Source organism: Castellaniella sp. (assembly GCF_034674885.1).
Classification (GTDB): Bacteria; Pseudomonadota; Gammaproteobacteria; order Burkholderiales; family Burkholderiaceae_B; genus Castellaniella.
In genome coordinates this window covers 1-25,501 of the sequence record NZ_JAUCDS010000009.1, presented here as the reverse complement: position 1 = coordinate 25,501, position 25,501 = coordinate 1, and the positions used below count along the sequence as shown (strand labels likewise).

The window sequence follows — 25,501 nt, the reverse complement described above, 5'->3', positions numbered from 1 at the left end:
GGGTGCATTCGATACACCGGATGTTGATACCGGACGCGGCTTTCCGGCATGTGCGGAAAGCGCCAGGCTGGCATGGTGCCGGCCCGGTCCGACGGGATCAGGTGATCCCGGGATCAGCGCATGGCACCCGCGTGGGCACCGGCAATCGCAGCAACGACTGCATCGATGGGGATTGCCCCCGTTCCAGGCTGCTCGGACATATTCGCCCGGCGATCTGGATGCGCGCTGATCAAAGCAGGAATCGGGGGCGCCCCAAGGAACGCCCCGATCAATCTATATAAAATGAAGGATTGAGAAAAAGCTGTCAAGCGTTTTTACTCAGTCGGCGCGACCTCTGCGCCCTGGATGCCGTGTCGGGCCAGGGCGTGGGCCACGAAGCCCGAGGCCTTGGCGTCTTCCACGAAGCGTGTCAGCCCTTCGGCCAGGCCTGGGTCGCGGCTGCGCGATATTCCCAGGGCCTGGCGGATGAGCATGAAGTGGCCGTCCAGCAGGCGCAGGCCCCCGAATTCCAGGGCGCCCATTTCCAGTTGCTGGCGCACGCCCGCCGCGACGTCCGCGCCCATTTCCAGAAATGTGCTGACCACTGCGGGCGAGGTCGGTGCGCGCACGATGCTGGCGTGTTTCAGGTCGCGCGACAGGAACAGGTCGTAGGCGCTGGCCCGCCCGACCACCACGGTGCGCCCCGCCTGGTCGACTTGTGCGTTGTCCGTCAGCGGGGAATCCTGGCGCACCAGGTAGCTGCCTTCGATCAGCACGTACGGGGTCGTGAAGGCGATCTGCTCGCCGCGTTTCGGGTCGATGGCAAAAAAGCCGAAGTCGGCTTCATCCCGGGTGACTCCTTCCACGGATTTGCCCGCCGTGTCGTAGGTCACCAGGCGCAGGTCCAGCCCCAGCAGCCCGGCCAGCCGCTGCGCAAGGTCGACGGAAACGCCCCGGGCTTGTCCGGTGGCGGGATCCAGCCCTGCAAGAATGGGGTTGCCGATGTTGATGGCAGCCCGCAAGGTTCCGGTGGGCGCCAGCGCCTGCGTGTCGATGTCGAATGTGTTCATGGTGCGTGTGTCCTGCTCGGTATCCTGAAACTGTAAGGGATAGGTGCAGGCCTGGACAAGCCCTGCGCGCTTGGCCCCGAATAGGCTGTGGGGACCTGGGGTATTGCCCCGATTGACCGGCGCAACTTTCCTTTACACTTGCCTTTTCAGCCTATTGATAGGAAGAGGTTCCCATGAGCCCCACCCAGAACGTCGTGGATGACCGCGCCAACCTGGCCGGTACCAACCGGTTTGAACTCCTGCTTTTCCGCCTGGGTGCCAACAACGAATCCGGTCAATCGGAACTCTACGGCATCAACGTGCTGAAGGTGCGTGAAATCGTCACCATGCCCACGGTCACCGCCGTGGCGGGGGCGCCCAAGTATTCCCTGGGGGTGGTGCAGCTGCGCGACCAGGTCATCCCTGTCTTCGATCTGCCGGCCATCGTGGGTTGCAAACTGCCTGCCGCGCCGTCCTTGATGCTGGTCACTGAGTTCGGCCGCACCACGCAGGCCTTCACCGTCGAATCCGTGGACGACATCGTGCGTCTGGACTGGAATCAGGTGATCTCGGCCGAATCCAGCGGCACTTCGCAAAGCCTGGTCAGCAGCATGGCGCGGCTGGACGACACCGCCGACAATACTCGCCTGGCTCAGGTGCTGGACGTCGAGGCCATCTTGCAGATGGTCACACCCGAAAAGGACCGCCATCAGGTCGACCAGAAAGACGTGGGCGAAAAGATCAGCCTGAAACCCGGGGCCGTCGTCCTGGTCGCCGACGATTCCTTCGTCGCCCGTTCCCTGCTGGAACAGGCGCTCAAGGCCATGGGCGTGCCGTATGAAATGGTGAAATCCGGGCGCGAGGCCTGGGACCGCCTGAACGTGCTCAAGGCCGCCGCCGAGGCCGAGGGCAAGACCATCCTGGACAAGGTCAGCCTGATGCTGACCGACCTGGAAATGCCCGAGATGGACGGCTTCACCCTGACGCGCAACATCAAGCAGGACACCCGCCTGCGGGTGCTGCCGGTGGTGATCCATTCATCCTTGTCGGGTTCGGCCAACGAGGACCACGTGCGCAGCGTCGGCGCTGACGGCTATGTGGCGAAGTTCTCGGCCGAGGAACTGGCCGACGCCCTGCGCAAGGCGCTGTCCCGGTTGAAATAAGCTGTGTGTTCCGGGCCGGAGAATTCCGGTCCGCCTCTACCCGCTGAGGCTGCCGATGCGCTACCATATTCTCATTTGCTGCGGTGCAGCACTGCTCACGGAGACATCATCATGCAGGATATCGTAGTCGTACAAGCGTGCCGCACGGCGGTCGGGGATTTCGGTGGAGGCCTCAAGGACATCGCGCCTTGTGAACTGGGAACGCTGGTGGTGGGCCAGGTCCTGGAGCGCGCCGGTGTGGCGCCTGCCGATGTCGGCCACGTGGTGTTCGGCCATGTCATCAACACGGAACCGCGCGACATGTATCTGTCGCGGGTCGCCACCATCAATGCCGGCATCCCGCAGGCAACACCGGCTTTCAATGTCAACCGGCTGTGCGGGTCCGGCCTGCAGGCCATCGTGTCGGCTGCTCAGGTCCTGATGCTGGGCGATGCCGAAGTCGCCATCGGCGCGGGTGCCGAAAGCATGAGCCGCGCGCCTTACGTCGCGGTCGGCCAGCGCTGGGGCTCGCGCATGGGGGATTCCCGCCTGGTGGACATGATGACGGGCGCCTTGTCGTGTCCGTTTGAAAAATATCATATGGGCGTGACTGCCGAGAACGTTGCGCAGAAATACGGCATCAGCCGCGAGGACCAGGACGCCCTGGCCCTGGAATCGCACCGCCGGGCCGCCCATGCCATCGAGCAGGGCTATTTCAAGTCCCAGATCGTGCCCGTCACACACAAGACCCGCAAGGGCGAAGTCGTCTTCGATCAGGACGAGCATGTGCGCTTCGACGCCACTCCGGACAGCTTCAACAAACTCAAGCCCGTCTTTGCCAAGGAAAACGGCACGGTCACGGCCGGCAATGCTTCGGGGCTGAACGACGGCGCCGCTGCCGTGCTGCTGATGACGGCCAGCGCTGCACAGGCCCGGGGTCTGAAGCCCATGGCGCGATTGGTGTCCTATGGCCATGCCGGTGTGGACCCCCAGTACATGGGGATTGGTCCGGTGCCGGCCACGCGCCAGGCGCTGCAGCGCGCGGGCCTGACACTGGATCAGATCGATGTGATCGAGGCCAACGAAGCCTTTGCGGCGCAGGCCTGCGCGGTGTCCCGCGAACTGGGTTTCGATCCGGCCAAGGTCAACCCCAACGGCAGCGGCATCAGCCTGGGCCACCCGATCGGCGCCACTGGGGCGCTCATCACCGTCAAGGCCTTGCACGAACTGCAGCGCATCCAGGGCCGTCACGCCCTGGTCACGATGTGCATCGGCGGCGGGCAGGGGATCGCCGCCATTTTTGAACGCCTGTAAATCAGGGTGTCATCCACCGGCGGCGCCCCGATGGGCGCTGCCGGCCGCAGGAATCTCTTTCATGTCTCGAAGCCACAGCCAAGCGGCTGCGCGGCAGGCCGCCATCGATGCGGACCTGCCCACCCTGTCCGAGCAGGACGGCATCCGGTATCTTCATTTCAATTCCGAATGGATCCAGGGCGCCATGCGAGTGGCCCGCCCGTCGGAACTGGTGCTGGCCTATACCCAGCAGATGATGGCCTGGCTGCTGTTCGTGCAGCCGGGCGAGCGCGACCGCTTGGGCATCCTGGGCCTGGGGGCCGGGTCGCTGCTGCGCTTCACCTTGCGCCATACGCGATCCCAGGTGGACACGGTCGAGCGCAACCCGGCTGTCACTGCCATATGCCGGGCGTATTTCCGCCTGCCGGGCAGCGAGCGGTCCGTCATTGATCATGCCGATGCCCGCGACTGGGCGGCAGAACCCCATCGGGCAGGGCGCTATCGCGCCCTGATGGTGGATCTGTATGACAGCCAGGCCCAGGGGCCGGTCTGCGACGAGGTGTCGTTTTACCGGGATTGCTACCGCATCCTGGATGAACCCGGCGTCATGGCCGTCAATCTCTTTGGCGAGCACGACAGTTTCGGCCGCAACCTGCAGCGTATTCGCGATGCCTTCAACGGCCGGGTGCTGTGCCTGCCCGAAATCGACGAAGGCAACACCGTGGCGCTGGCCTTCAAGGGGCACGCGCTGGACGGCTCGGCCGCCGATTTGCTGGATCGGGCTGCGCGGGTCGAGTCCCGCACCGGCCTGCCTGCTCAGCGCTGGGCGCGGTCTTTGCTGGCGTTGATGTAGACAGTGCGTGAAAGGGCGCGGGACGTTGGTTTCCGGTCTGCTGGCCTGATTTGACAGCCTGCTGAATCACCCATACAATCACGTTCTTTCTTCAGGCGGTTAGCTCAGTTGGTTAGAGCGCTACGTTGACATCGTAGAGGTCGCTGGTTCGAATCCAGTACTGCCTACCAGAATTCAAAAAAGCCGTTGTCGCCCCCGGGTGACAGCGGTTTTTGTCTTGTATGCAACAATAATCGGCTGGCGGGGTCCGCAGGACGCTGCGATCCCGCTCCCGAGACCCTGTGAAATTGATTGTTGCGGGCCCCGTTGCTAAACTTGCTTCATATCCTTCCTGCATGGCAATATCGACTTTTACCGACGCGGCGCAGGCCGCGTTTTGTATTTTCAGGACACACATTCATGGTTCGCATCACCTTGCCCGACGGCTCACAACGTGAGTTCGATCATCCTGTTTCCGTGCTCGACGTCGCGCAGTCGATCGGGACTGGGTTGGGCAAGGCCGCGCTGGGGGGCAAGATCACGGTGGACGGGCAGGCCGCCCGGTTGGTGGATACCAGCCATGTCATCGATCAGGATGCGGCGCTCAGCATCGTCACGGACAAAGACCCCGATGGCCTGGACCTGATCCGCCATTCCACGGCGCATCTGCTGGCCTATGCGGTGAAATCCCTGTTTCCCGATGCCCAGGTCACGATCGGCCCGGTGATCGACAACGGCTTTTACTACGATTTTTCGTACAAGCGGCCCTTCACGCCCGAAGACCTGCAGGCCATCGAAAAGAAAATGGCCGAACTGGCGAAACGCGACGAGATCGTCGTGCGCGAGGAATGGGACCGCGACGAGGCCGTCAAGTTCTTCCACGGCATCGGCGAGGCCTACAAGGCCGAAATCATCGCCTCCATTCCCAGCAATGAAAAGATCAGCCTGTATCGCGAGGGCGATTTCATCGACCTGTGCCGAGGGCCGCACGTGCCGTCCACAGGTCGCCTGAAGGTCTTCAAATTGATGAAAGTCGCGGGCGCCTACTGGCGCGGTGACAGCAAAAACGAGATGCTGCAGCGCATTTACGGCACGGCGTGGGCGCGCCAGGCCGACCAGGATGCCTATCTGCACATGCTGGAACAGGCCGAACTGCGCGACCACCGCCGCATCGGCCGCGAACTGGACCTGTTTCATTTCCAGGACGAAGCCCCCGGCCTGATCTTCTGGCACCCAAAGGGCTGGACCGTCTGGCAGCAGGTCGAACAATACATGCGCCAGGTCTACCAGGACAACGGCTACCAGGAAGTCAAGGCTCCGCAGATCCTGGATCTGTCCCTGTGGAAGAAAACCGGTCACTGGGACAACTACCAGGAAAACATGTTCACGACGGAATCCGAAAACCGCGTGTATGGCTTGAAGCCCATGAACTGTCCTGGTCATGTGCAGATCTTCAATGCCGGCCTGCATTCCTACCGCGAACTGCCGCTGCGCTATGGTGAATTCGGCCAGTGCCACCGCAACGAACCGTCCGGGTCGCTGCATGGCATGATGCGGGTGCGCGGCTTCACCCAGGACGATGGCCACATCTTCTGTACCGAAGACCAGCTGCAGGACGAATGCGCGGCCTTTACCCGGCTGCTGCAGAAGGTCTATGCCGATTTCGGTTTCACCGAGATCCTCTACAAGGTCGCCACCCGTCCCGAAAAGCGCATCGGCGCCGACGAAGTCTGGGACAAGGCCGAAAAGGCGCTGATGGACAGCCTGGACCTGTCGCACTGCACCTACGAAGTCTCCGAAGGCGAGGGCGCCTTCTACGGCCCCAAGATCGAATACACCCTGAAGGACGCCATCGGCCGCCATTGGCAGTGCGGCACGATCCAGGTGGACTTCTCCATGCCGGCGCGCTTGGGGGCCGAATACGTGGATGCCCAGGACCAGCGCCGCACGCCGGTCATGCTGCACCGGGCCATCCTGGGATCATTGGAACGTTTCATCGGCATGCTGATCGAAAACCATGCCGGTGCGCTGCCCGCGTGGCTGGCTCCTTGGCACGCCGTCGTCTGCTGCATTTCCGACAGTTCGGCCGATTATGCCGATCAGGTTTCCAAAACCCTTGTTAAACAAGGGTTTAGGGTCTCTTCCGATTTGCGTGGTGAAAAAATCACCCGTAAAATTCGCGAGCACAGCCTGCAGAAAATTCCGTATATTCTAGTCGTGGGCGACAAGGAACGCGAAAGCGGCGCCGTCGCCGTGCGCGGCCGTGGCAAACTGGACCTGGGCACCATGCCAGTCGCTGATTTTGCCACGCGCCTGCAGCAGGAAATCGTTTCCCGTTACCAGGGGGGAGATTCGGGTCAGGCCTGAACCCTCCATTTCTTCAACATCTAGGAGTCTTTGACATCGCAACCGAAAAGAAACACCGCATCAACGGTGAAATCCGTATCCATGAGGTCCGTCTGCTTGGCGTAGACGGCGAACAACTGGGCATCGTGCGCACATCCGACGCCCTGGCTCAGGCCGAACAGAACGACGTCGATCTGGTCGAGATCTCGCCGACGGCTGATCCCCCGGTCTGCCGGCTGATGGATTACGGCAAATTCAAGTACCAGGAACAAAAGCGCCAGGCCGAAGCCCGCGCACGCCAGAAGGTCATCCAGGTCAAGGAAGTCAAATTCCGTCCCGGCACCGACGAAGGCGACTACCAGGTGAAACTGCGCAACTTGCGCCGCTTCATCGAAGACGGCGACAAGGCGAAAGTCACGCTGCGGTTCCGGGGCCGCGAAATGGCCCACCAGGAATTGGGCATGCGGGTGCTCGAACGGGTGCGCGACGATCTGGGCGAACTGGTGCAGGTCGAAGCCATGCCCAAGCTCGAAGGCCGTCAGATGGTGATGGTCCTGGCGCCGCGCCGCAAGGCCGGCAAGCAGGGCGATGCGGCCTGATACCGGCGCTTGACCGGTGGGCCGCCGTGGCGGGTCGTTTGTTCATCCATAGGTTTCTGTCATGCATGTCCTGTTTGTCATCGATCCGCTGCCCGGCCTGAAGGCCTGGAAGGATTCCTCCGTGGCCGTCATGCGCAGCCTGGCGGCGCGAGGGCACACGTTCAGCTTTGCCACGATGGGCGATCTGTTCGTGGACCAGGGGCGGGTGCGCGCGGCAGCGACGGCCATGCGTCTGCGCGGGGATGCCGATTGGCGCGGGCACGCCTGGTGGACCCAGGACGACACCGCGCAGGACTGCGATCTGGCGGATTTCGATGCGGTCCTGATGCGCAAGGATCCACCCTTCGACATGGAATATGTCTACGCCACGCACCTGTTCGATTATGCGCAGGCACAGGGCGCCCGGGTATTCAACGCTGGCTCGGCCATCCGCAATCACCCTGAAAAGCTGGCGATCACGGAATTCGCGCAGTACACGTCGCCGACGCTGGTCAGCCGCGACATGGACCGCCTGCGTGCGTTCCATGCGCGGCAGGGCGACGTGATCGTCAAGCCTCTGGACGGCATGGGCGGCAGCGGTATTTTCCGCCTGCGGCCCGACGAACCGAACCTGGGGGCCATCCTGGAATCGCTCACCGACCTGGGGACGCGCACCATCATGGCGCAGCGCTACATTCCGGAGATCGTCCAGGGCGACAAACGTATCCTGATCATCGGCGGCGAACCTGTACCCTACGCGCTGGCGCGGATACCGCTGCAGGGCGAAACCCGGGGCAATCTGGCCGCCGGCGGGCGCGGGGTGGCCCAGCCGCTGTCCCCGCGCGACCTGGAACTGGCGCGTGCCGTGGGTTCCCGCCTGGCGGATCGCGGCTTGCTCCTGATCGGCCTGGACGTCATCGGCGACTACATCACGGAAATCAACGTCACCAGCCCCACCTGTTTCGTCGAAATCACCGAACAGACCGGCTTCGACGTGCCGGGCCGCTTCGTCGACGCGCTGCAGCAGGCCCTGGGGGCGCCATGAAAACCCGTCTGGCCCTGGTGATGCATCAGCCTTTGGGGTCGGCATTCACCGCCTGCGCCGAGCACGTGCTGGGCCGGGTGCCCGATCTGCAGGTCTTTGACATCGCACCCGACGCGCCGCCTCAGGAACAGACCGATCGGGTGCTGGACTGGGTGCATCAGGGGCCGACCGAGGAACCCGTCCTGCTCCTGTGCGACCTGTACGGCGCCACGCCGTTCAACATCGCCGCCCAGGCGTTGCGCCAGGCTCTCGAAGAAGGCTATATCATTCATTTGCTGACCGGCACCAATGCCTGCATGGTGCTCAAGGCCTTGACCGATCAGCAGGAAAATCCGGAATCTCTCAGCGAACGCGTGCGACAGGGGGCGCTGCGCGGGATCGTCAATGCGGACCCCCCTCCCGACTGCTAGCCAGGAGTTTTTGCCCATGCCCATGATCGATCTGGTGATTTCCAACAAGCTCGGCTTGCATGCCCGCGCGGCGGCGAAACTGACCCAATTGGCCGGCCGCTTCAAAAGCGATGTCTTCATTTCCCGTGGTGCGCAGCGCGTCAATGCGAAGAGCATCATGGGTGTCATGATGCTGGCTGCCGGGCTGGGCGTCACCGTCAGGATCGAGGCCCTGGGGGCCGACGAGGACCAGGCCCTGGGCGACATCCGCGCTCTGTTCGACGGCAAGTTCGGGGAAGCCGAATGATCCACGCGGTTGCGGGCGCGCGTTTTGTACAAGTTCTGGCATGACTGCGCCTGATTCGACATCGACAGTCCTGCATTCCACCTTGTGCCTGTTCGGACAAGGCGTCGTGCGCGGCTATGCCATCGGCCATGCGGTCGTCATGAGCGCTGCCGCCCTGGAAGTCGCTCACTACCGGATCACGGAAGAAGACACTGTTGCCGAGAAGCGGCGCCTGTGCCAGGCGGTCGACGCCGCCGTCCATGATCTGCACCAGATGGTCGAGACCCTGCCTGACGACGCGCCCCGCGAACTGGGGGTGTTGCTGTCTGTGCATGCCATGCTGCTGCAGGACCCCATGCTGGTCCAGTCCGTCTGCCAGCTGATCGACGAGCGCCAGGTCAATGCCGAGTGGGCCCTGACCACCCAGGGCCAGACCCTGGCGGAACAATTCGCCCTGATGGAGGACGCCTATCTGCGCGAGCGCAGCGCCGACGTGCGCCAGGTGATCGAACGGGTCCTGCGCGTCCTGTCGGGGTCGGCGCAGTGGCTGCCCGACCTGGATCAGGTCGACACCGACGGCAGCCTGATCGTGGTGGCGCGCGATATTTCGCCTGCCGACATGATGCGCCTGCGAGGTGGCAAATTCGGCGCCTTCCTGACCGATCTGGGCGGGGCGACTTCACATACGGCCATTGTTGCGCGCAGCATGAACGTGCCTGCCGTGGTCGGCATGGGCCAGGTGCGGGCGCTGGTGCGCGATGGCGACCTGCTCATCGTCGACGGCATTCAGGGCCTGGTGCTGGTCAATCCGTCGGCGGCCATCCTGAGGGAATACCAGGAACGTCAGGCTGCATTCCTGCGTGAACGCGACGAACTGAAATCGCTGCGTTTCGCGCCTGCCATGACGCTGGACGGGATCCAGATCCGCATGGAAGCCAATATCGAGCTGCCCGAAGAAGCCGCAGACGCCGTAGCGGCGGGCGCCGAAGGCATCGGCCTGTTTCGCAGCGAATTCCTGTTCATGGGGCGCGCGGAGCTTCCCGGAGAAGACGAACAATACGAGGCCTATGCCGCTGTCGTGCGCACGATGGCGGGGCGCCCCGTGACGATCCGTACGCTGGATATCGGCGCCGACAAGACCCTGGATGGCGAGGCGACCGTGGCCACCAACCCGGCGCTGGGCCTGCGGGCCATCCGCTACTGCCTGGCCAATCCGGAACTCTTCAACATTCAGCTGCGGGCGCTGTTGCGGGCGGCAGCGCATGGCCCCATCCGGATCCTGGTGCCCATGGTGTCGCACATGCACGAGGTCGTCGCCACCCGCCGGGCCCTGGCGCGTGCGGCTGAAGAACTGCGGGACGCCGGGCTGGCCCACGAGGCCTGCGTGCAGCTGGGCGCCATGGTCGAGATCCCCGCCATGGCAATTGCCATCGAGCCCTTCGCGGAAACGCTGGATTTCCTGTCCATCGGCACCAACGACCTGATCCAGTACGTCCTGGCCATCGACCGGGGGGACACGGACGTCGCTTCGCTGTACGACCCCATGCATCCGGCCGTGCTGCGCCTGATCGCCCACACCATCAACGTCGGTGAACGCGTGGGCAAGCCCGTATCGGTGTGCGGCGAGATGGCCGGTGATGTGCGGGTCACCCGCATGCTGCTCGGGCTGGGATTGACGGGGTTTTCCATGCATCCGCAACAGCTGCTGGACGTCAAGAAGGAAATCCGCAAGGCGCACTCCAATGCCCTGCGGGTCAAGGTCGCTTCGGCCCTGAACCGCGCTGAACGCATCGATCTGGCGGCTTTGTCGGCTTGATTTGGATCAAGCTTGCCGCAGGTTTTGCCGGCCTTCGGATCCTTCCCTCGAACCAGGCCCATTACACTGGGTTCATGCTGCGGGCCTGAACCGCCAGCCCGTCGATCTCGAGGCTCCGATGACTGCTTCTACACCGGCGAAACGCCAGCTGCCAGATTTTCCCTGGCCCCGGACGCTCAAGCAGAAGGTCATCCTGTCCTTCGTGCTGGTGGTGTTGCTGGCCGTTGGCAATATCGTCGTGGTCCGGTCCCTGCTGCACGAGTCGGACGGCCTGGCCGTGGCGGTCAACGTGGCGGGCAAGATGCGCATGCTCAGCCAGCGAATCACCCTGGAGGCGCTCGCCGGCGCTGCAGCGCCGGAATCGCACGTCAGCCGCCTGCAGCAACATCGGGATATGTTCAACCAGGCCTATCACGCCTTGATGTCCGGCGGTCAGGCGTATGGCCTGACCGTACCGCAGGTGAGGCTGTCGCAGGCGCGGCAACTGGCTGCCGTGGGGCACGACTGGCAGGTCTATCAGGAACTGATCGCCTCCATCACGCCGGGTGCCAAGATGCTGCCTGCGGCGCAGGCAGCCATGGTCCGGGATCCTGAACCGCTGCTGGCGGCCGGTGATCAATTGCTGGGCAGTGCGGAGGCGCTGCTGGATTCCCTGGTCCGGCATGCGCGCGATGTCCAGCAGCGGGCCCTGCACAGTTCGTATGCCTTGTTCGTGCTGGATCTTTGCCTGCTGCTGCTGGCCTATGCGCTGGTGTCTCGCCAGGTGCTGCGCCCGATCCGCTTCCTGGTAAGGCAATGCCAGGAACTGGCGTCGGGCAATTTCACGGCGCGCTCCGGCCTGCGACGCCGTGACGAATTGGGGCGCCTGGGACAGGCGCTGGATGAATCTGCCGAACACATCGAACACCTGCTGACCGAAATCGCCCGAGAGCGGGTGTCACTGCAACAGGCGGCGCTGGTGTACGAGCACACCAGCGAGGCCATGGTGGTCACGGACGCCGATGGCTATGTCCGCAACATCAATCCGGCTTTCACGATCATCACAGGCTATGAAGCGATCGATATCGTGGGCAAGCGCCTGAACGTGCTCAGTTCGGGGCGCCACGGCCGGGATTTCTACCAGGGCATGTGGCACGGCCTGATGAGCACCGGTCGCTGGAGCGGCGATATCTGGAATCGACGCAGATCCGGCGAGGAGTTCGTCGAGCGCCTGACGATCAATACCTCGTACAACGCGGACGGCAGCGTGAATTGCCGCGTGGGCCTGTTTTCCGATGTGACGGAAAAGCGTCGCCGCGAGGCCATGATCTGGCACCAGGCCCATTACGACCATCTGACGCAGTTGCCCAATCGGCAGATGTTCCAGGCCAGCCTGCAGCAGTGTATCGATGAGTCGGGCGACGGTGGTCCGCCTTTCGCCTTGATTTTCCTGGACCTGGATCTGTTCAAGGAGATCAACGACACCTTCGGTCACGACGAGGGCGACGAATTGCTGCGCCAGGTGTCCCGGCGCCTGACGGGGTGCGTGCGCGAATCCGATCTGGTGGCCCGCCTGGGTGGTGACGAGTTCACCCTGATCATCCGAGGGCTGGGCGATCCGGAAGGCGTGCGGCCGATCTGCCGGAAAATACTCGAAGCCATCGGACAGCCCTATGTGCTGGGGGGCAATATCGCATCCATTTCAGCCAGCGTCGGCGTGACGTTTCATCCGCGCGATGCAGGCGATGCCATGACCTTGCTCCGGCATGCTGATCTGGCGATGTATGCGGCCAAAGAAATGGGCAGGAGCCAATACTGCCTGTTTTCGCCGGACATGCAGGAGACGGCCTTGTTGCGCCGTGATCTGCTGCACACGCTGCAGCCCGGCGATCCAATCGCCGAGCCGCAGTAGTGTTCGCCTCAGGCCGGGTAGGCAGTTTCGCCGTGGTCCACCTGATCCAGGCCCTGGCTTTCTTGTTCGCTGCTGGCGCGCAGCCCGATCAGGCGGTCGGCTGACCAGACCGACAGCGCGGCCGTCAGGCCCGCCCAGAGCACGCTGACCAGAACGGCCTCGGCCTGCAGCCAGGTTTGCCAGAGCAGGGCGCTCCAGCCTGTGGGGCCGGGCCCGCCCAGGCTGCCAGAGTAGAACACGCCCGTCAGAAGCGCACCGACGATGCCGCCCACTCCGTGGATCCCGAATACATCGAAGGCGTCGTCGACTCCCAGGCGCCGTTTCAGCCCATTGACGCCGTACAGCGCCGCCCAGGCGGCCAGCGCGCCGATCAGGGGGGCGGCGCCGGGCGCCACCAGGCCGGCGGCCGGCGTGATGCCCACCAGGCCGGCAATGGCGCCGGACACCGCGCCCAGCAAGGACGCCTTGCCCTTGAGCAGGCGTTCCGCCAGCGCCCAGGCCAGGATGCCGCTGACGGCGGCCAGCAGGGTGTTGGCCAGCGCCAGCACTGCTTGCTCGTTGGCGGCCAGGGCCGACCCGCCGTTGAAGCCGAACCAGCCGACCCAGAGCAGGGCTGCGCCCACCAGATTCAGGGGCAGGTTGTGCGGCGGCATGGCCTGGCGGCCATATCCCCGGCGCGGCCCCAGGTAACGGGCTGCGACCAGGCCGGCTACGCCGGCGCTGATGTGGACCACGGTGCCGCCTGCGAAGTCCAATGCCCCTCGCAGGTGCAGCCAGCCGTCTGCCGCCCAGACCATGTGGGCGATGGGCAGGTACCCCAGGGTGAACCACAGGCCGGCGAAGCACAACACCGCACCGAACCGCGCCCGTTCGGCGATGCTGCCGGTGATGAGCCCGCAGGTGATGGCGGCGAAAGTGGCCTGGAACAGGGCGAACAGCAGTTCGGGGATCGTCCCCAGCAGGGGGAGAGTGACCGTGGCGCCAGGTTGGTAGAGGCCTGCCAGGCCCAGGCGTGACCAGCCCCCCAGTCCGCCGAAACCGGGCGAGAACGTCAGGGAATAGCCGTACAGAAACCACAGCATCACGGCCAGGGCGCAGACTGCCAGCGTCTGGCTCATGACGGACAGCACATGGCGTCCTCGGGCCAGGCCGCCGTAGAAGAGCGCCAGTCCGGGCACGCACATCAGCCAGACCAGCAGGGTGGATGCCATCATCCAGACGACGTCGGCTTTATCCATGATTGGGGCTCCTGTATTCAAAGGGCGGCATCGCCGGTTTCGCCGGTGCGGATGCGCACGGCCTGGTCCAGCGGAGAGACAAAGACTTTCCCGTCGCCGATCTTGCCGGTGTGAGCGGCCTGGCACAGACATTCCAGCGTCAGTTCCACCCAGTCGTCGGGTACCGCGACCTGGACCTGCAGCTTGGGCAGAAAATCCACCTGGTATTCGGCGCCTCGGTACAGTTCCGTATGGCCTTTCTGGCGGCCGAAACCGCGTGCCTCCGTGACCGTCATGCCCTGGATGCCGGATGCGACGAGCGCAGCATGCACTTCGTCCAGTTTGAACGGCTTGATGATGGCGGTGATGAGTTTCATGAGCGTTCCTTGTTGAAGCGGGATGCAGAACACTCTTAGCAAAAGCCGTGCCAGGTGGGTGCAGGCCTGTCGTTCGGGGACGCATGAGGGGATGGCGCCCCATCTTGGCGCAATCCTGCGGTGCGGCGCCCCAGGCTGGGGCAGGTGGCCGGTCGTGATTCGATGACGAAAACGTGCGGGACGCCTTGTGTTTTGTGTCGAGTTGTAGAACCGGCGGCGTAGCGGTTCTCCGTTGCAGTGACGGATTCTCCCTGGGACCTGCGCCAATGGGCAATCGGATGCTGCCGGCGCGACTGAAATCAGTCTTTACATGTCAGGGTTTACCCTGTGGGCCGGACCGCTAGAATTGTAACCAACCCGGTTCTCACAAACCGGCCTTCGAGAATGATCCGCGATGTACTGCAAGCGGAATTTTGAATAGGGAAGATCATGAACACGATGCGCAAAACGCTGACGATGGCCGCTGTAGTGGCCTCTCTGGGCCTGCTGGCGGCTTGCTCCAAGAGCGAAGAGCCTGCTGCTCCGCCGGCTGCTCCCGCCCCCTCGACGACTCCCACCCCGGCTCCGGTTCCCCCGGCGGCTCAAGACCAGTCGGCAGCGCCGCAGGCCGACCAGCAATCCATGCAGGACAAGATCAAGGAATCCGCCGAAGCCGCCAAGGACAAGGCTGGCGAGCTGGCCACCAAGGCAGGCGAGGCCGCTGACAGCGCGCGCGAGTCGGTGAAGGAAGGCGCCGCCAAGGCGGATGCCGCCATCCAGAATGCCGTGGGCAACGGCAGCAAGTAAACCGTCGGCTCCCTCGCCTCGCGAGGGGATGACAAAAAGGGCGCATTCGCGCCCTTTTTCCTATGTCCGCCCCGTATAGTGCAATGCAGATCCATTGATGTGGGGAAACGACATGTCGCTTGCAGTGCTGGCCAGTCGGGCCGTGTTTGGCCTGCAGGCCCGGCAGGTCCAGGTCGAGGTTCACGTGGGCAGCGGCCTGCCGGCTTTTTCCCTGGTAGGGCTGCCCGGCGTCGGTGTGCGCGAGAGCCGCGAGCGGGTGCGCTCCGCCATACTCAGTTGTGGCTTCGATTTTCCCGCCGGGCGGATCACCGCCAATCTGGCTCCGGCAGACCTGCCGAAGGATTCCGGGCGCTTCGATCTGCCCATCGCCCTGGGTGTGCTGCTGGCCTCGGGGCAGGTTGCCGACGGGCAGGGCGGCAGCCCGGACGTGCGCCACTATGTGCTGGCCGGCGAGTTGTCGCTGACGGGAGCCCTGGTGCCTGCCGACTCCGCTCTGGCAATTGCCCTGGCGGTGGCGCAGGACGATCCGCAGGCGATCCTCGTCATGGCGCCGCCCGCTGCGGGGATTGCCGCCCTGGTGCCTGGGTTGCGGGTACTGGCGGCCGGCAGCCTGGACGAGGTCGTGGCGCATTTTGCGGGCCACAGTCCTCTGCCGTGCGCGATGCCGGCGCCGCTGCAGGACGAAGTGGACCGGGCTCCGTGCCTGGGCGATGTGAGAGGCCAGGCGCTGGCCCGCCGGGCGCTGGAAATCGCGGCTGCAGGGGGGCACAGCCTGTTGATGAGCGGGCCGCCCGGGGTGGGCAAAAGCATGCTGGCCCAGCGCCTGCCCGGCTTGTTGCCGCCCCTGACGCAGCGTGAAGCCCTGGAAGTCGCTGCCGTCCAGGGCCTGGTGCAGCCCTTGCGGGCCCTGCCGGGCACGCCGCCCTTCAGGGCGCCTCATCATGGCGCTTCGCGATCCGCGTTGGTGGGCGGGGGTGCCTACCCCCGGCCCGGCGAGATCAGCCTGGCACATCACGGCGTGTTGTTCCTGGATGAGCTGCCGGAATTCGAGCGTCGAGCGCTGGAGGCCTTGCGCGAGCCGCTGGAAACTGGCCAGGTGACGGTGGCGCGAGCGGCGGGCAGCTGTCACTTTCCAGCGCGTTTTCAACTGGTGGCGGCGATGAACCCGTGCCCCTGCGGCTGGCTGGGGCATCCGCGTCAGGTATGTCGCTGCCCTCAGGAACGAGTCGCGCGCTATCGGTCGCAAGTGTCTGGGCCGCTGCTCGACCGCATCGATCTGCACGTCGCTCTGTCCGTCGAGGGCGCCTGGCACAAAACGCCGATGGGGGAACCTTCGGCCCAGATCCGCCCCAGGGTAACTGCGGCCCGCGCCCGCCAGCTGGGCCGCCAGGGTTGCCTCAATGCCCATCTGGATGCGCCCGCGCTGGCCAGGCATGCCGATCTGGATGTCGCCGGCCAGGCCTTGTTGGCCCGAACGGTCGAAGCCTGGGGCTGGTCGGCCCGGGCGACCCAGCGGGTGTTGCGGGTGGCGCGCACCCTGGCGGATCTGCAGGGAGAGTCCAGGGTCGGTGTGGCGGCGCTGGCGCAGGCAATCCAGTTCCGGCCAGATGCCGGCCCGGCGTCCTGAACCGGTAAAATAGGCTTTTCCCTGCAGCAGGAGGCCGCGATGATCGCCCCCAATCAATGGTTCGATGATTTCCAGAAGAACATGTCCGATTTGCTGGCCAAGACCCCGGCCGCCGATATCGAACGCAACATGAAGGCCCTGATGGCGCAGACCTTTGCCCGCATGGACCTGATTACCCGGGAAGAGTTCGACGTGCAGGCGGACCTGCTGGCCCGAGCGCTGGAACGGGTCCAGGCCCTGGAGGCCCGGGTGCAGACACTGGAACAACAATTAGACAAAGCCGAATAAATCGTCCTATAATCAAGGGCTTTTCCCAGTGTCCACGAGGTTTTTTTGCGTGTTCGTTGGGGATAGGGAATGGGGCCTTGTCCGTGCACGTTGCGCATGGCGGGTCCATCAGACTGGCGAATATCAGGTCAGACAAGCGCCCGATGTGTCGGGCCACCTGGGTTCGCCCAAGCCAACAGAGTAATCGTCATGCCCAAGATGAAGAGCAAAAAAGGCGCTTCCAAGCGCTTTAAGGTGCGCGGCAGTGGTTCCATCAAGCGCGGCCAGGCTTTCAAACGTCACATCCTGACCAAGAAAACCACGAAGAACAAGCGTCAGCTGCGTGGTTCCGCCGCTGTCCATGAAACGAATATCGCCTCCGTAAAGGCGATGTTGCCTTTCGCCTGATCGGAGATCTCTCATGCCTCGCGTCAAACGCGGCGTCACGGCTCGTGCACGCCATAAAAAAGTTCTCAAGGCCGCCAAAGGCTATCGCGGCCGCCGCGGTAATGTTTTCCGGGTCGCCAAACAGGCGGTCATGCGCGCCGGCCAATATGCCTATCGCGATCGCCGCAATAAAAAGCGCACCTTCCGCGCTCTGTGGATTACCCGCATCAACGCGGGCTGCCGCGAACTCGGCGTGACCTACAGCGTGTTCATCGCTGGTCTGAAAAAGGCCTCGATCGAACTCGACCGCAAGGTCCTGGCCGACATGGCCGTCAAGGACAAGGCCGGCTTTGCCGCCATTGTGGCCCAGGCGAAGTCCGCACTGGCAGCCTAATCGATACAGTTTCGTTTTCGATTCTGTCTCATCGCAAACGGAGCTCACCTGGGCTCCGTTTGCGTTTTGGAAGGAACTATGGACACGACGCTCGACGAGCTGATCACCCAGGCACGGGGCCGTTTCGCCCAGGCGCGGGATGCGGCCACGCTGGAAAATGAAAAAGCGGCCTTTCTGGGCAAGCAGGGTTCCCTGACGGCGCTGCTCAAGGGCCTGGCAGGCCTGCAGGGCGAGGAAAAGCGCACGCGCGGGGCACAGATCAACCAAGCCAAGCAGCAGGTCGAAGCCCTGTTGAATGCGCGTCGTGCCGAACTGGTCCAGGCAGCGCTGGACCAGCGTCTGGCCGCCGAGACCATCGACGTCACCCTGCCAGGGCGCGGACGGGGCACGGGCGGCGTCCATCCCGTCATCCGCACCTGGCAGCGTGTCGAACAGATTTTCCGTTCCATCGGTTTCGATGTGGCCGACGGCCCCGAGATCGAAAACGACTGGACCAATTTCACGTCCCTGAACAATCCCGAAAACCACCCGGCGCGGTCCATGCAGGACACGTTCTACGTGGACATGAAGGACGCCGGGGGCCTGCCGCTGGTGCTGCGCACGCATACCAGCCCCATGCAGGTGCGCTATGCCCGCATGAACAAACCTCCGATCAAGGTCATCGCTCCGGGGCGCACCTACCGCGTGGACAGCGATGCCACCCATTCGCCCATGTTTCATCAGGTCGAGGGCCTGTGGATCGCCGAAGACATCTCCTTTGCCGATCTGAAGGGCGTCTACACCAATTTTCTGCGCGCGTTCTTCGAGACCGACGACCTGACCTTGCGTTTTCGGCCGTCCTTCTTTCCGTTCACCGAGCCGTCGGCCGAGATCGACATGATGTTCACCTCGGGGCCGAATCAGGGCCGCTGGCTGGAGATCTCCGGCTCGGGCCAGGTGCATCCCCAGGTGGTGCGCAATTTCGGACTGGACCCGGAACGCTACATCGGCTTTGCCTTCGGGTCCGGGCTGGAACGCCTGACCATGCTGCGCTATGGCGTCAACGACCTGCGCCAGTTCTTCGAAGGCGATCTGCGCTTTCTGCGCCAGTTCAACGCCTAGTGTCCTCGCGTAACGGAATCTGAATCATGCAATTTCCAGAATCATGGCTGCGGGCCTGGGCCGACCCCGCAATCGACAGTCAGACCCTGTCCCATCGGCTGACCATGGCTGGCCTGGAGGTCGAAGACGCCGATCCCTATGCGCCGCCGTTCTCCGGGATCGTGGTGGCGCGGATCGAATCCGCCGAGCCTCACCCGAATGCCGACAAGCTGCGGGTCTGCCAGGTCAATGATGGCTCGGGCAGTCTCTTGCAGATCGTCTGCGGCGCGCCCAATGCGGCGGCCGGGCTGCTGGTCCCCCTGGCGCGAGTGGGCGCGGAACTGCCGGACGGCATGAAGATCGGCCCGGTCAAGATGCGCGGTGTCGAGTCCAGCGGCATGCTGTGTTCGGCACGCGAGCTGGGTCTGTCCCAGGATCATGGCGGCCTGTTGGAACTGCCTGCGGATCTGGCGCCTGGCGCCGATCTGCGCCAGGCGCTGGATCTGGACGATACGATCTTCACCCTGAAGCTCACGCCCAACCGGGCCGATTGCCTGTCCATCCTGGGGGTGGCGCGGGAAGTCGCGGCCCTGACCGGCTGCGACCTGCGGCCTCTGGACGTTCCGACGGTGCCCGTCACGATCGACGACCGCCTGCCGGTACGGGTGCAGGCGCCTGATCTGTGTGGCCGCTTCGCAGGGCGCATCGTGCGCGGGGTCAATGCCCGCGCCGCTACGCCCGACTGGATGAAGGCCCGACTGGAACGCGCCGGTCAGCGGTCCGTGTCCGCCTTGGTGGACATCTCCAACTACATCATGCTGGAACTCGGGCGGCCCACGCACGTGTTCGATCTGCAGCGCATCCAGGGCGGTCTGACCGTGCGCTGGGGCCGGGACGGCGAACAGCTTGAACTGCTCAATGGCCAGACTGTCACGCTGGCACCGGACGTCGGGGTCATCGAAACCGAACGCGCCCTGGAAAGCCTGGCCGGCGTCATGGGTGGCCAGGCGTCTGCCGTGACGCTGGATACCACGGACGTCTTCCTGGAAGCCGCCTTCTGGTGGCCCGAGGCCATCATGGGCCTGACGCGCCGCTTCAAGCTTACGTCCGAGGCTGCGCACCGCTTCGAGCGCGGCGTCGACTTCTCGACGATTCCTGCGCATCTGGACATCATGACGCGGTTGATCCTGGACATCTGCGGTGGCCAGGCTGGCCCCCTGGACGATCAGATCGTCCGGCTGCCCGCTCGTGAACCGGTGCGCATGCGCCTGTCGCGCTGCACCCGGGTGCTGGGCGTCGCGCTGTCGTCCGAACAGGTGGCCGACGTCTTCAATCGCCTGGGCCTCGATTTCGAGCAGCAGGGCGATACTTTCCTGGTGACGCCGCCGGCTGCGCGCTTCGACCTGACGATCGAAGAAGACCTGATCGAGGAAGTCGCCCGCATCTACGGCTTTGACCGTATTCCCGACCAGCCGCCGGTGGCGCCCGCCCGCATGCGCGTGCAGCCGGAAACCCTGTACGGCCCGCATGCCATGCGAGCTGCAATGGCAGCGCTGGACTTCCAGGAAGTCATCAACTTTTCCTTCGTCGAAGAAGCCTGGGAACGCGATTACTGCGGCAATGATCAGCCTATCCGGCTGCTGAACCCGATCGCCAGCCAGTTGGCCGTGATGCGTTCCAGCCTGATCGGCGGCCTGCTGGCCAATATCGCCCACAACGCCAAGCACCGGCAAAGCCGGGTCCGTGTCTTCGAACTGGGCCGCGTCTTTTCCCGGGATGCCTCCGTGGTCGATGGCGATCTGTCGGTAGCAGGCGTGTCCCAGCCCACCTATCTGGCGGCAGCGGCCTGGGGGCCGGCCTTGCCCGAACAGTGGGGTGAAGCCAACCGCGCCGTCGATTTCTTCGATCTCAAGCGCGACCTGGAATCGCTGCTGGGGGCCCGGGTTTCGGGCTTGCGCTGCGAGGTGGCCGCCCATCCTGCCCTGCATCCTGGCCGCAGCGCCCGGGTGCTGCTCGACGGCCAGCCCATCGGCTGGCTGGGCGAGGTCCATCCCCGCTGGGCGCAGGCGCTGGATCTGCCACACGCCCCGGTGGTGTTCGAACTGGACGCCGAAGCGATCGCTCAACGGGTCTTCCCCAAGCCGGCTGAACTGTCCCGCCAGCCCGTCGTAGTGCGGGATCTGGCCATCTGGGTGGATGCCGACCAGCCGTGGCAGTCCCTGCTTGATACACTTGAACACCAGATTGCAGCTGATCCCGCGCTGGCTGTCGTCAAAGACATTAAACTGTTCGACATTTGGCGCGATGCGTCGTCGGGGGATCAACGCAGCCTGGCTTTGCGGTTCTGGTTCCAGGGGCAGAACGCCACGCTCGACGAACAGCAGATCGAATATTGCATGCAGGGCCTGATTGACGCGCTGTCCCGGCACCACGGGGCACGCTTGCGCACATAGGAGAATTTCGGGTGAATACGGATCGGACGCTGACCAAAGCACATCTGGCCGAACTGCTGTTCGAGCAGGTAGGCCTGAACAAACGCGAAGCCAAGGACGTGGTGGACACGTTCTTTTCCGAAGTCCGCGACGCCCTGGTCCAGGGGGTCGAGGTCAAACTGTCGGGGTTCGGCAGTTTCCAGGTGCGCAACAAACCCCCGCGTCCGGGCCGCAACCCGAAAACCGGCGAGGTCATCCCGATCTCCGCCCGCCGGGTCGTCACGTTCCACGCCAGCCAGAAGCTCAAGGACGGCATTGAAATGGCCGGAGACCGCGCATGACGCCCGTCACGCCCACCACGGTGCTGCCGCCCATTCCCGCCAAGCGCTATTTCACCATTGGCGAGGTCAGCGAACTGTGCGGGGTCAAGCCGCACATCCTGCGCTACTGGGAACAGGAATTCGCGCAACTGAAACCGGTCAAGCGCCGGGGTAACCGTCGTTACTACCAGCACCATGAAGTGCTGCTGGTGCGCCGCATCCGCGATCTTCTGTACGAGCAGGGCTTTACCATTGCCGGCGCTCGCAACCGCCTGGGCGAAGGTGGCGATGTTCCCCACGATCAGGACGCCGCCGTGCGGCTGAGCGGTGCCGAATTGCAGGCCTTGCGGGGGGATCTCCAGTCGATCCGCGACAGCCTGGGTCAGGCTTTGAGCCAGGGCCGCCAGGGCCAGGCCAACCAGGCCGACGGCCTGCTGAACCTGTAGCGGCAGGCAGCGCCTAGTTCGATTGCAGTTGCAGCGGCTGCTGCACCAGCGTGCCGGTTGGCGCGGGTCTCAGGCTGGCCCAGGTCAGTAGCGCGATCAGGACAACAGCCACGCCGATGCCAATGGCTATCGACACGCGGCGCCAGGACAGGCGCCGCACACGTCGGCGGGTCGCCTGCCTGCCTGCGGTTTTGTCATCCGGTTCGGCCGTCTGCTGGGGCAAGCGCGGCTCCGCCGTGATTGGCATGTCCTCCATGCCCAGGGTCGCCTGGATCTGCAGCAGCAGTGCTTCGGGTGGCTCCGCCGGGGGCAGGGCGTCGACGATTCCCAGAAAGCAGGCTTCCCATTTCAGGGCGCAGGCGGCGGCCGCGTCGTCGTGGGCCAGGCGGGCCTGGAGGTCGTTCGCGTGGCCCGGCATGTCCAGCCCCAGGACATAGCAGGCGATTTCGTGATCGGAATACGAGCGGTGCTGTTTCATGCGCGCACGGCCTCGTCGATGTGCGTCAGCACGGATTCGATAGAGGCCTGGATGTCGGGTTCCGAGCGATCCAGGCGGTCGGCGATTCGTGCCGGGTCGCCGCCGTGCAGGTATGCCTGCAACAAGGCGTCGAGCTGCGGCGCGGGCAGGGCGGCCAGCACACCCTGGACGGTGCCGGGCAGGCTCGCGCCAGGCAGCGACAGTTCGGGCAAGGCCTGCTGTTCGGCCGTAGTATCGCCTGCCAGGCGCTGGCGGCGCAGGTGGTCCAGCGCCCGGTAGCGCAGGATGCTGTACATCCAGGCGCGGGCGGTGCCGATGGTCGAGCTGTATCCGGCGGCATTGCGCCAGATCAGCACGAAGGCCTCGTGCAAGACCGCATCGGCCGTATCGGCCGCGCCCAGCATCGCCAGCGCCAGCGCCCGCATGACGGGGGCCTCGTGATGGTACAGCGTGTGAAAGGCCGTGCGATCCCCGGCCGCGCAGGCAGTCAGTTCCGCCTCGTAATCGAATACCGAAACAGTCATACAATCTTTCCGGCCTTGCCGGGTTCTCGTCAATGCTCCCTATTGTATGCGCAGCCCCCCGCTTGTCCCGATGGGCAGGCGGGCAGATTGTCACCCTCGATTTCCGGACGTTTCCATGCGTTTTTTCCATACCGGCCCGGCGCCAGATCGGCGCAATGACTGGCAGACCCTGAAGAATCTCTGGCCCTACGTATGGGCGTTTCGTGGCCGGGTGCTGCTGGCCTTCGCCTGTATGGTCGTGGCCAAGGTCGCCAATGTCCTCACGCCGATCTACCTGAAGGACCTGGTCGACGCGCTGGGGGCGGCACCGACGCTGCTGACCCTGCCCCTGGCGGCCCTGGCGGGCTACGGCCTGGCCCGGCTGCTGACGGGCGTGTTCGGCGAACTGCGCGATGCCTTGTTTGCGCGGGTGACGCAGGGCGCCATCCAGCAGGTGGCAAGCCAGTTGTTCGCCCACCTGCTGTCGCTGTCGCTGCGATTTCATTTGGGGCGGCGCACCGGAGGGCTGACGCGTGACATCGAACGCGGCACCAAGGGCATCGGCTTTCTGCTGAACTTCACAGTGTTCAACGTACTGCCCACCTTGCTGGAAATCGCCATGGTGACGGGCGTGCTGCTGTGGCGCTATGACTGGGTGTTCGCAGCGCTGACGCTGGCCACGATCGCGGCGTACGTGCTGTTCACGCTGCGGGTCACGGAACGGCGCATGGTGTACCGGCGCACCATGAACACGCTGGACAGCCAGGCCAACGGCAAGGCCATCGATGCGCTGTTGAACTATGAAACCGTCAAATACTTCGGCAACGAGACCTACGAAAGCCGGCGCTACGACACGGATATGCGCAGTTGGGTGGATTCGGCCGTGCGCAATCAGGTCTCTCTGAATCTGCTGAACATGGGGCAGAGCCTGATCATCACGATCGGCATGACGGCCTTGTTGTGGCAGTCGGCCGAGGGCGTGGTCCAGGGGCGCATGACCGTGGGTGACGTGGTGCTGGTGTCGGCCTACCTGACGCAGTTGTACGCCCCACTGAACTTCCTGGGCTTCGTGTACCGGGAAATCAAGCATGCCCTGGCGGATATGGAACGCATGTTCGACCTGATGGCCCATCAACAGGAAGTGGCCGATCGGCCCGATGCGACGCCTTTGCGGGCGGATCGGGCCAGCCTGGATTTCGATGCCGTCGATTTCGGCTATCAATCCGACCGGCAGATCCTGCACCAGGTCAGCTTCAGCGTGCCGGCCGGGGGATCCCTGGCCGTGGTTGGGGCGTCGGGGGCGGGCAAGTCCACTCTGTCGCGCCTGCTGTTCCGCTTTTACGATCCGACTGGCGGGGCCGTGCGCGTCAACGGCCGGGATGTCCGCAGCTACACCCAGGACAGCCTGCGGGCCCATATCGGCATCGTGCCCCAGGACACGGTGCTGTTCAACGACACCATCGGCTACAACATCGCCTACGGTCGTCCCGATGCCGATCGCGAAGACGTCATCCAGGCCGCTCGGGCCGCCCACATCCACGATTTTGTCTCGTCCCTGCCACAGGGCTACGACACCCCGGTGGGCGAACGCGGACTGAAGTTGTCCGGTGGCGAAAAGCAGCGGGTCGCCATTGCCCGGGCGCTGCTGAAGTCGCCGCCCATCCTGGTATTCGATGAGGCGACCAGCGCCCTGGATACGCGCACGGAACGGTCCATCCAGGACCAGCTGGAACGCATCGCGCAGGGCCGCACCACGTTGATCATCGCGCACCGCCTGTCCACCATCGTGCATGCCGACCATATCCTGGTGCTGGACGCCGGCCGGGTGGTCGAGCAGGGCACCCATGCGCAGCTATTGGCGCAGCAGGGCCGGTATGCCCGCATGTGGCAACTGCAGCAGGCGGATGGCGACGCGGATGTGGCTGGAGATGCCCCATAAAAGCCATTAGGGTTTGACCTATACCGTACCAAAGCAGTACTATTTGGTTTCCCGAATTCTCCCTGGAACAGCCGATGCTGCGGATCAGCAAGATCGTCGATTACGGAATCCTTGTGCTCACGCACATGGCTGCCCGTCCGACGCATGTCTGCAGCGCGGCTGAATTGGCCGCCAGCCTGGGGCTGGGGCAGCCCGTCGTCAGCAAGGTCCTGAAACTGCTGGCCCAGCACCGCCTGGTGGCCAGCACGCGCGGTGCCCACGGCGGCTATCGCCTGGAACGCGACGCTGACCAGATCAACGTAGCTGAAATAATCGACGCGCTGGAAGAGCAGCCCTTCGGCCTGACCGAATGCACGGCCGTGCCCGGTGCCTGCAGCGTCGAAGCCGGCTGCCACATCCGCACCCACTGGCAGCGTATCAACCTGATCGTGCGGCGCACCCTGGAATCCGTCACCTTGGCCGACATGCTCGACGAAGGCCGGCCGGTTCCCGCATCGGTGACGCCCGCCATGGCTGCGACGTCTGCCGCACGGCCCATCCCAAATACCCCGAACTGGAGTCTGTCCAAATGAGTACTGTCAACGACAAGCTCGATTCCTTCC

Annotated in this window: 26 protein-coding genes and 1 tRNA gene; 22 read left to right on the top strand and 5 right to left on the bottom strand. The window is 64.3% G+C overall.

The window, feature by feature from the left end; translation table 11 throughout:
- Positions 1-314: 314 nt before the first annotated feature.
- A complete protein-coding gene (locus VDP74_RS07155) occupies positions 315-1,049 on the bottom strand; it encodes an ABC transporter substrate-binding protein (protein WP_322998944.1) in 735 nt (244 codons plus the stop codon).
- 173 nt (positions 1,050-1,222) lie between these two features.
- On the opposite strand from VDP74_RS07155, the gene VDP74_RS07150 reads away from it, so the two are divergent.
- From VDP74_RS07150 to VDP74_RS07100, 11 genes are all read left to right on the top strand, one after another.
- Positions 1,223-2,191, top strand: a complete 969-nt coding sequence (locus VDP74_RS07150) for a chemotaxis protein (protein WP_322998943.1) — start codon at positions 1,223-1,225, stop codon at positions 2,189-2,191.
- A 111-nt stretch (positions 2,192-2,302) separates the two neighbouring features.
- Positions 2,303-3,484, top strand: a complete 1,182-nt coding sequence (gene bktB / locus VDP74_RS07145) for a beta-ketothiolase BktB (RefSeq protein ID WP_322998942.1) — start codon at positions 2,303-2,305, stop codon at positions 3,482-3,484.
- Positions 3,485-3,545: 61 nt separating this feature from the next.
- Positions 3,546-4,316: a spermidine synthase gene (locus VDP74_RS07140; protein WP_322998941.1), complete on the top strand. Its 771-nt coding sequence runs from the start codon at positions 3,546-3,548 to the stop codon at positions 4,314-4,316.
- Positions 4,317-4,409: 93 nt separating this feature from the next.
- Positions 4,410-4,486, top strand: a tRNA-Val gene (locus VDP74_RS07135).
- Positions 4,487-4,715: 229 nt separating this feature from the next.
- Positions 4,716-6,662, top strand: coding sequence for a threonine--tRNA ligase (thrS, locus tag VDP74_RS07130; RefSeq protein ID WP_322998940.1), 1,947 nt, complete (start codon positions 4,716-4,718; stop codon positions 6,660-6,662).
- Positions 6,659-7,240: a translation initiation factor IF-3 gene (infC, locus tag VDP74_RS07125; RefSeq protein WP_322999013.1), complete on the top strand. Its 582-nt coding sequence runs from the start codon at positions 6,659-6,661 to the stop codon at positions 7,238-7,240. The genes thrS and infC overlap by 4 nt, the downstream gene beginning before the upstream one ends.
- A 61-nt stretch (positions 7,241-7,301) precedes the next feature.
- Positions 7,302-8,264, top strand: coding sequence for a glutathione synthase (gene gshB / locus VDP74_RS07120; protein WP_322998939.1), 963 nt, complete (start codon positions 7,302-7,304; stop codon positions 8,262-8,264).
- Positions 8,261-8,674: a PTS sugar transporter subunit IIA gene (locus VDP74_RS07115; RefSeq protein WP_322998938.1), complete on the top strand. Its 414-nt coding sequence runs from the start codon at positions 8,261-8,263 to the stop codon at positions 8,672-8,674. The genes gshB and VDP74_RS07115 overlap by 4 nt, the downstream gene beginning before the upstream one ends.
- Positions 8,675-8,690: 16 nt before the next feature.
- Positions 8,691-8,960, top strand: coding sequence for an HPr family phosphocarrier protein (locus tag VDP74_RS07110; RefSeq protein ID WP_322998937.1), 270 nt, complete (start codon positions 8,691-8,693; stop codon positions 8,958-8,960).
- A gap of 139 nt (positions 8,961-9,099) precedes the next feature.
- Positions 9,100-10,755: a phosphoenolpyruvate--protein phosphotransferase gene (gene ptsP, locus VDP74_RS07105; protein ID WP_416232952.1), complete on the top strand. Its 1,656-nt coding sequence runs from the start codon at positions 9,100-9,102 to the stop codon at positions 10,753-10,755.
- 118 nt (positions 10,756-10,873) lie between these two features.
- Positions 10,874-12,646, top strand: coding sequence for a diguanylate cyclase domain-containing protein (locus VDP74_RS07100; protein ID WP_322998935.1), 1,773 nt, complete (start codon positions 10,874-10,876; stop codon positions 12,644-12,646).
- 8 nt (positions 12,647-12,654) lie between these two features.
- On the opposite strand, the gene VDP74_RS07095 is transcribed toward VDP74_RS07100, so the two are convergent.
- Entirely contained in the window at positions 12,655-13,884 is a 1,230-nt protein-coding gene (locus tag VDP74_RS07095; protein ID WP_322998934.1) for an ammonium transporter, read from the bottom strand.
- Between the two features lie 17 nt (positions 13,885-13,901).
- Positions 13,902-14,240, bottom strand: coding sequence for a P-II family nitrogen regulator (locus VDP74_RS07090; RefSeq protein WP_322998933.1), 339 nt, complete (start codon positions 14,238-14,240; stop codon positions 13,902-13,904).
- Between the two features lie 429 nt (positions 14,241-14,669).
- On the opposite strand from VDP74_RS07090, the gene VDP74_RS07085 reads away from it, so the two are divergent.
- The 9 genes from VDP74_RS07085 (at position 14,670) to VDP74_RS07045 (ending at position 21,979) form a co-directional block, all read left to right on the top strand.
- A complete protein-coding gene (locus tag VDP74_RS07085) occupies positions 14,670-15,026 on the top strand; it encodes a hypothetical protein (RefSeq protein ID WP_322998932.1) in 357 nt (118 codons plus the stop codon).
- Between the two features lie 112 nt (positions 15,027-15,138).
- Entirely contained in the window at positions 15,139-16,653 is a 1,515-nt protein-coding gene (locus VDP74_RS07080) for a YifB family Mg chelatase-like AAA ATPase (RefSeq protein ID WP_322998931.1), read from the top strand.
- Between the two features lie 39 nt (positions 16,654-16,692).
- The gene (locus VDP74_RS07075) at positions 16,693-16,941 is read left to right on the top strand and encodes an accessory factor UbiK family protein (protein ID WP_322998930.1); all 249 of its coding nucleotides are present in this window, start codon (positions 16,693-16,695) and stop codon (positions 16,939-16,941) included.
- A 189-nt stretch (positions 16,942-17,130) separates the two neighbouring features.
- On the top strand, positions 17,131-17,328 hold the full coding sequence (gene rpmI / locus VDP74_RS07070; protein ID WP_298015901.1) for a 50S ribosomal protein L35: 198 nt from the start codon (positions 17,131-17,133) through the stop codon (positions 17,326-17,328).
- Positions 17,329-17,341: 13 nt separating this feature from the next.
- Positions 17,342-17,701, top strand: coding sequence for a 50S ribosomal protein L20 (gene rplT, locus VDP74_RS07065; RefSeq protein WP_322998929.1), 360 nt, complete (start codon positions 17,342-17,344; stop codon positions 17,699-17,701).
- Between the two features lie 78 nt (positions 17,702-17,779).
- A complete protein-coding gene (pheS, locus tag VDP74_RS07060) occupies positions 17,780-18,802 on the top strand; it encodes a phenylalanine--tRNA ligase subunit alpha (protein WP_322998928.1) in 1,023 nt (340 codons plus the stop codon).
- A 26-nt stretch (positions 18,803-18,828) separates the two neighbouring features.
- Positions 18,829-21,234 (top strand): phenylalanine--tRNA ligase subunit beta, encoded by a 2,406-nt coding sequence (pheT, locus tag VDP74_RS07055; RefSeq protein ID WP_322998927.1) that lies wholly within the window; start codon positions 18,829-18,831, stop codon positions 21,232-21,234.
- A gap of 11 nt (positions 21,235-21,245) precedes the next feature.
- Positions 21,246-21,554, top strand: coding sequence for an integration host factor subunit alpha (locus tag VDP74_RS07050; protein ID WP_322998926.1), 309 nt, complete (start codon positions 21,246-21,248; stop codon positions 21,552-21,554).
- On the top strand, positions 21,551-21,979 hold the full coding sequence (locus tag VDP74_RS07045; RefSeq protein ID WP_322998925.1) for a MerR family transcriptional regulator: 429 nt from the start codon (positions 21,551-21,553) through the stop codon (positions 21,977-21,979). The genes VDP74_RS07050 and VDP74_RS07045 overlap by 4 nt, the downstream gene beginning before the upstream one ends.
- Before the next feature lie 13 nt (positions 21,980-21,992).
- Here the strand turns inward: VDP74_RS07045 and VDP74_RS07040 are convergent, their stop codons facing one another.
- Together VDP74_RS07040 and VDP74_RS07035 are read right to left on the bottom strand one after the other, a co-directional pair.
- The gene (locus VDP74_RS07040) at positions 21,993-22,457 is read right to left on the bottom strand and encodes a hypothetical protein (RefSeq protein WP_322998924.1); all 465 of its coding nucleotides are present in this window, start codon (positions 22,455-22,457) and stop codon (positions 21,993-21,995) included.
- Complete coding sequence (locus VDP74_RS07035; RefSeq protein ID WP_322998923.1) at positions 22,454-22,981, bottom strand: sigma factor; 528 nt, start codon at positions 22,979-22,981, stop codon at positions 22,454-22,456. The genes VDP74_RS07040 and VDP74_RS07035 overlap by 4 nt, the downstream gene beginning before the upstream one ends.
- A gap of 115 nt (positions 22,982-23,096) precedes the next feature.
- Here VDP74_RS07035 and VDP74_RS07030 point away from each other — a divergent pair, with 115 nt between their 5' ends.
- Positions 23,097-24,899: an ABC transporter ATP-binding protein/permease gene (locus VDP74_RS07030; RefSeq protein WP_322998922.1), complete on the top strand. Its 1,803-nt coding sequence runs from the start codon at positions 23,097-23,099 to the stop codon at positions 24,897-24,899.
- Between the two features lie 74 nt (positions 24,900-24,973).
- Positions 24,974-25,471, top strand: coding sequence for an SUF system Fe-S cluster assembly regulator (locus tag VDP74_RS07025; protein WP_322998921.1), 498 nt, complete (start codon positions 24,974-24,976; stop codon positions 25,469-25,471).
- Positions 25,472-25,501: the final 30 nt, after the last annotated feature.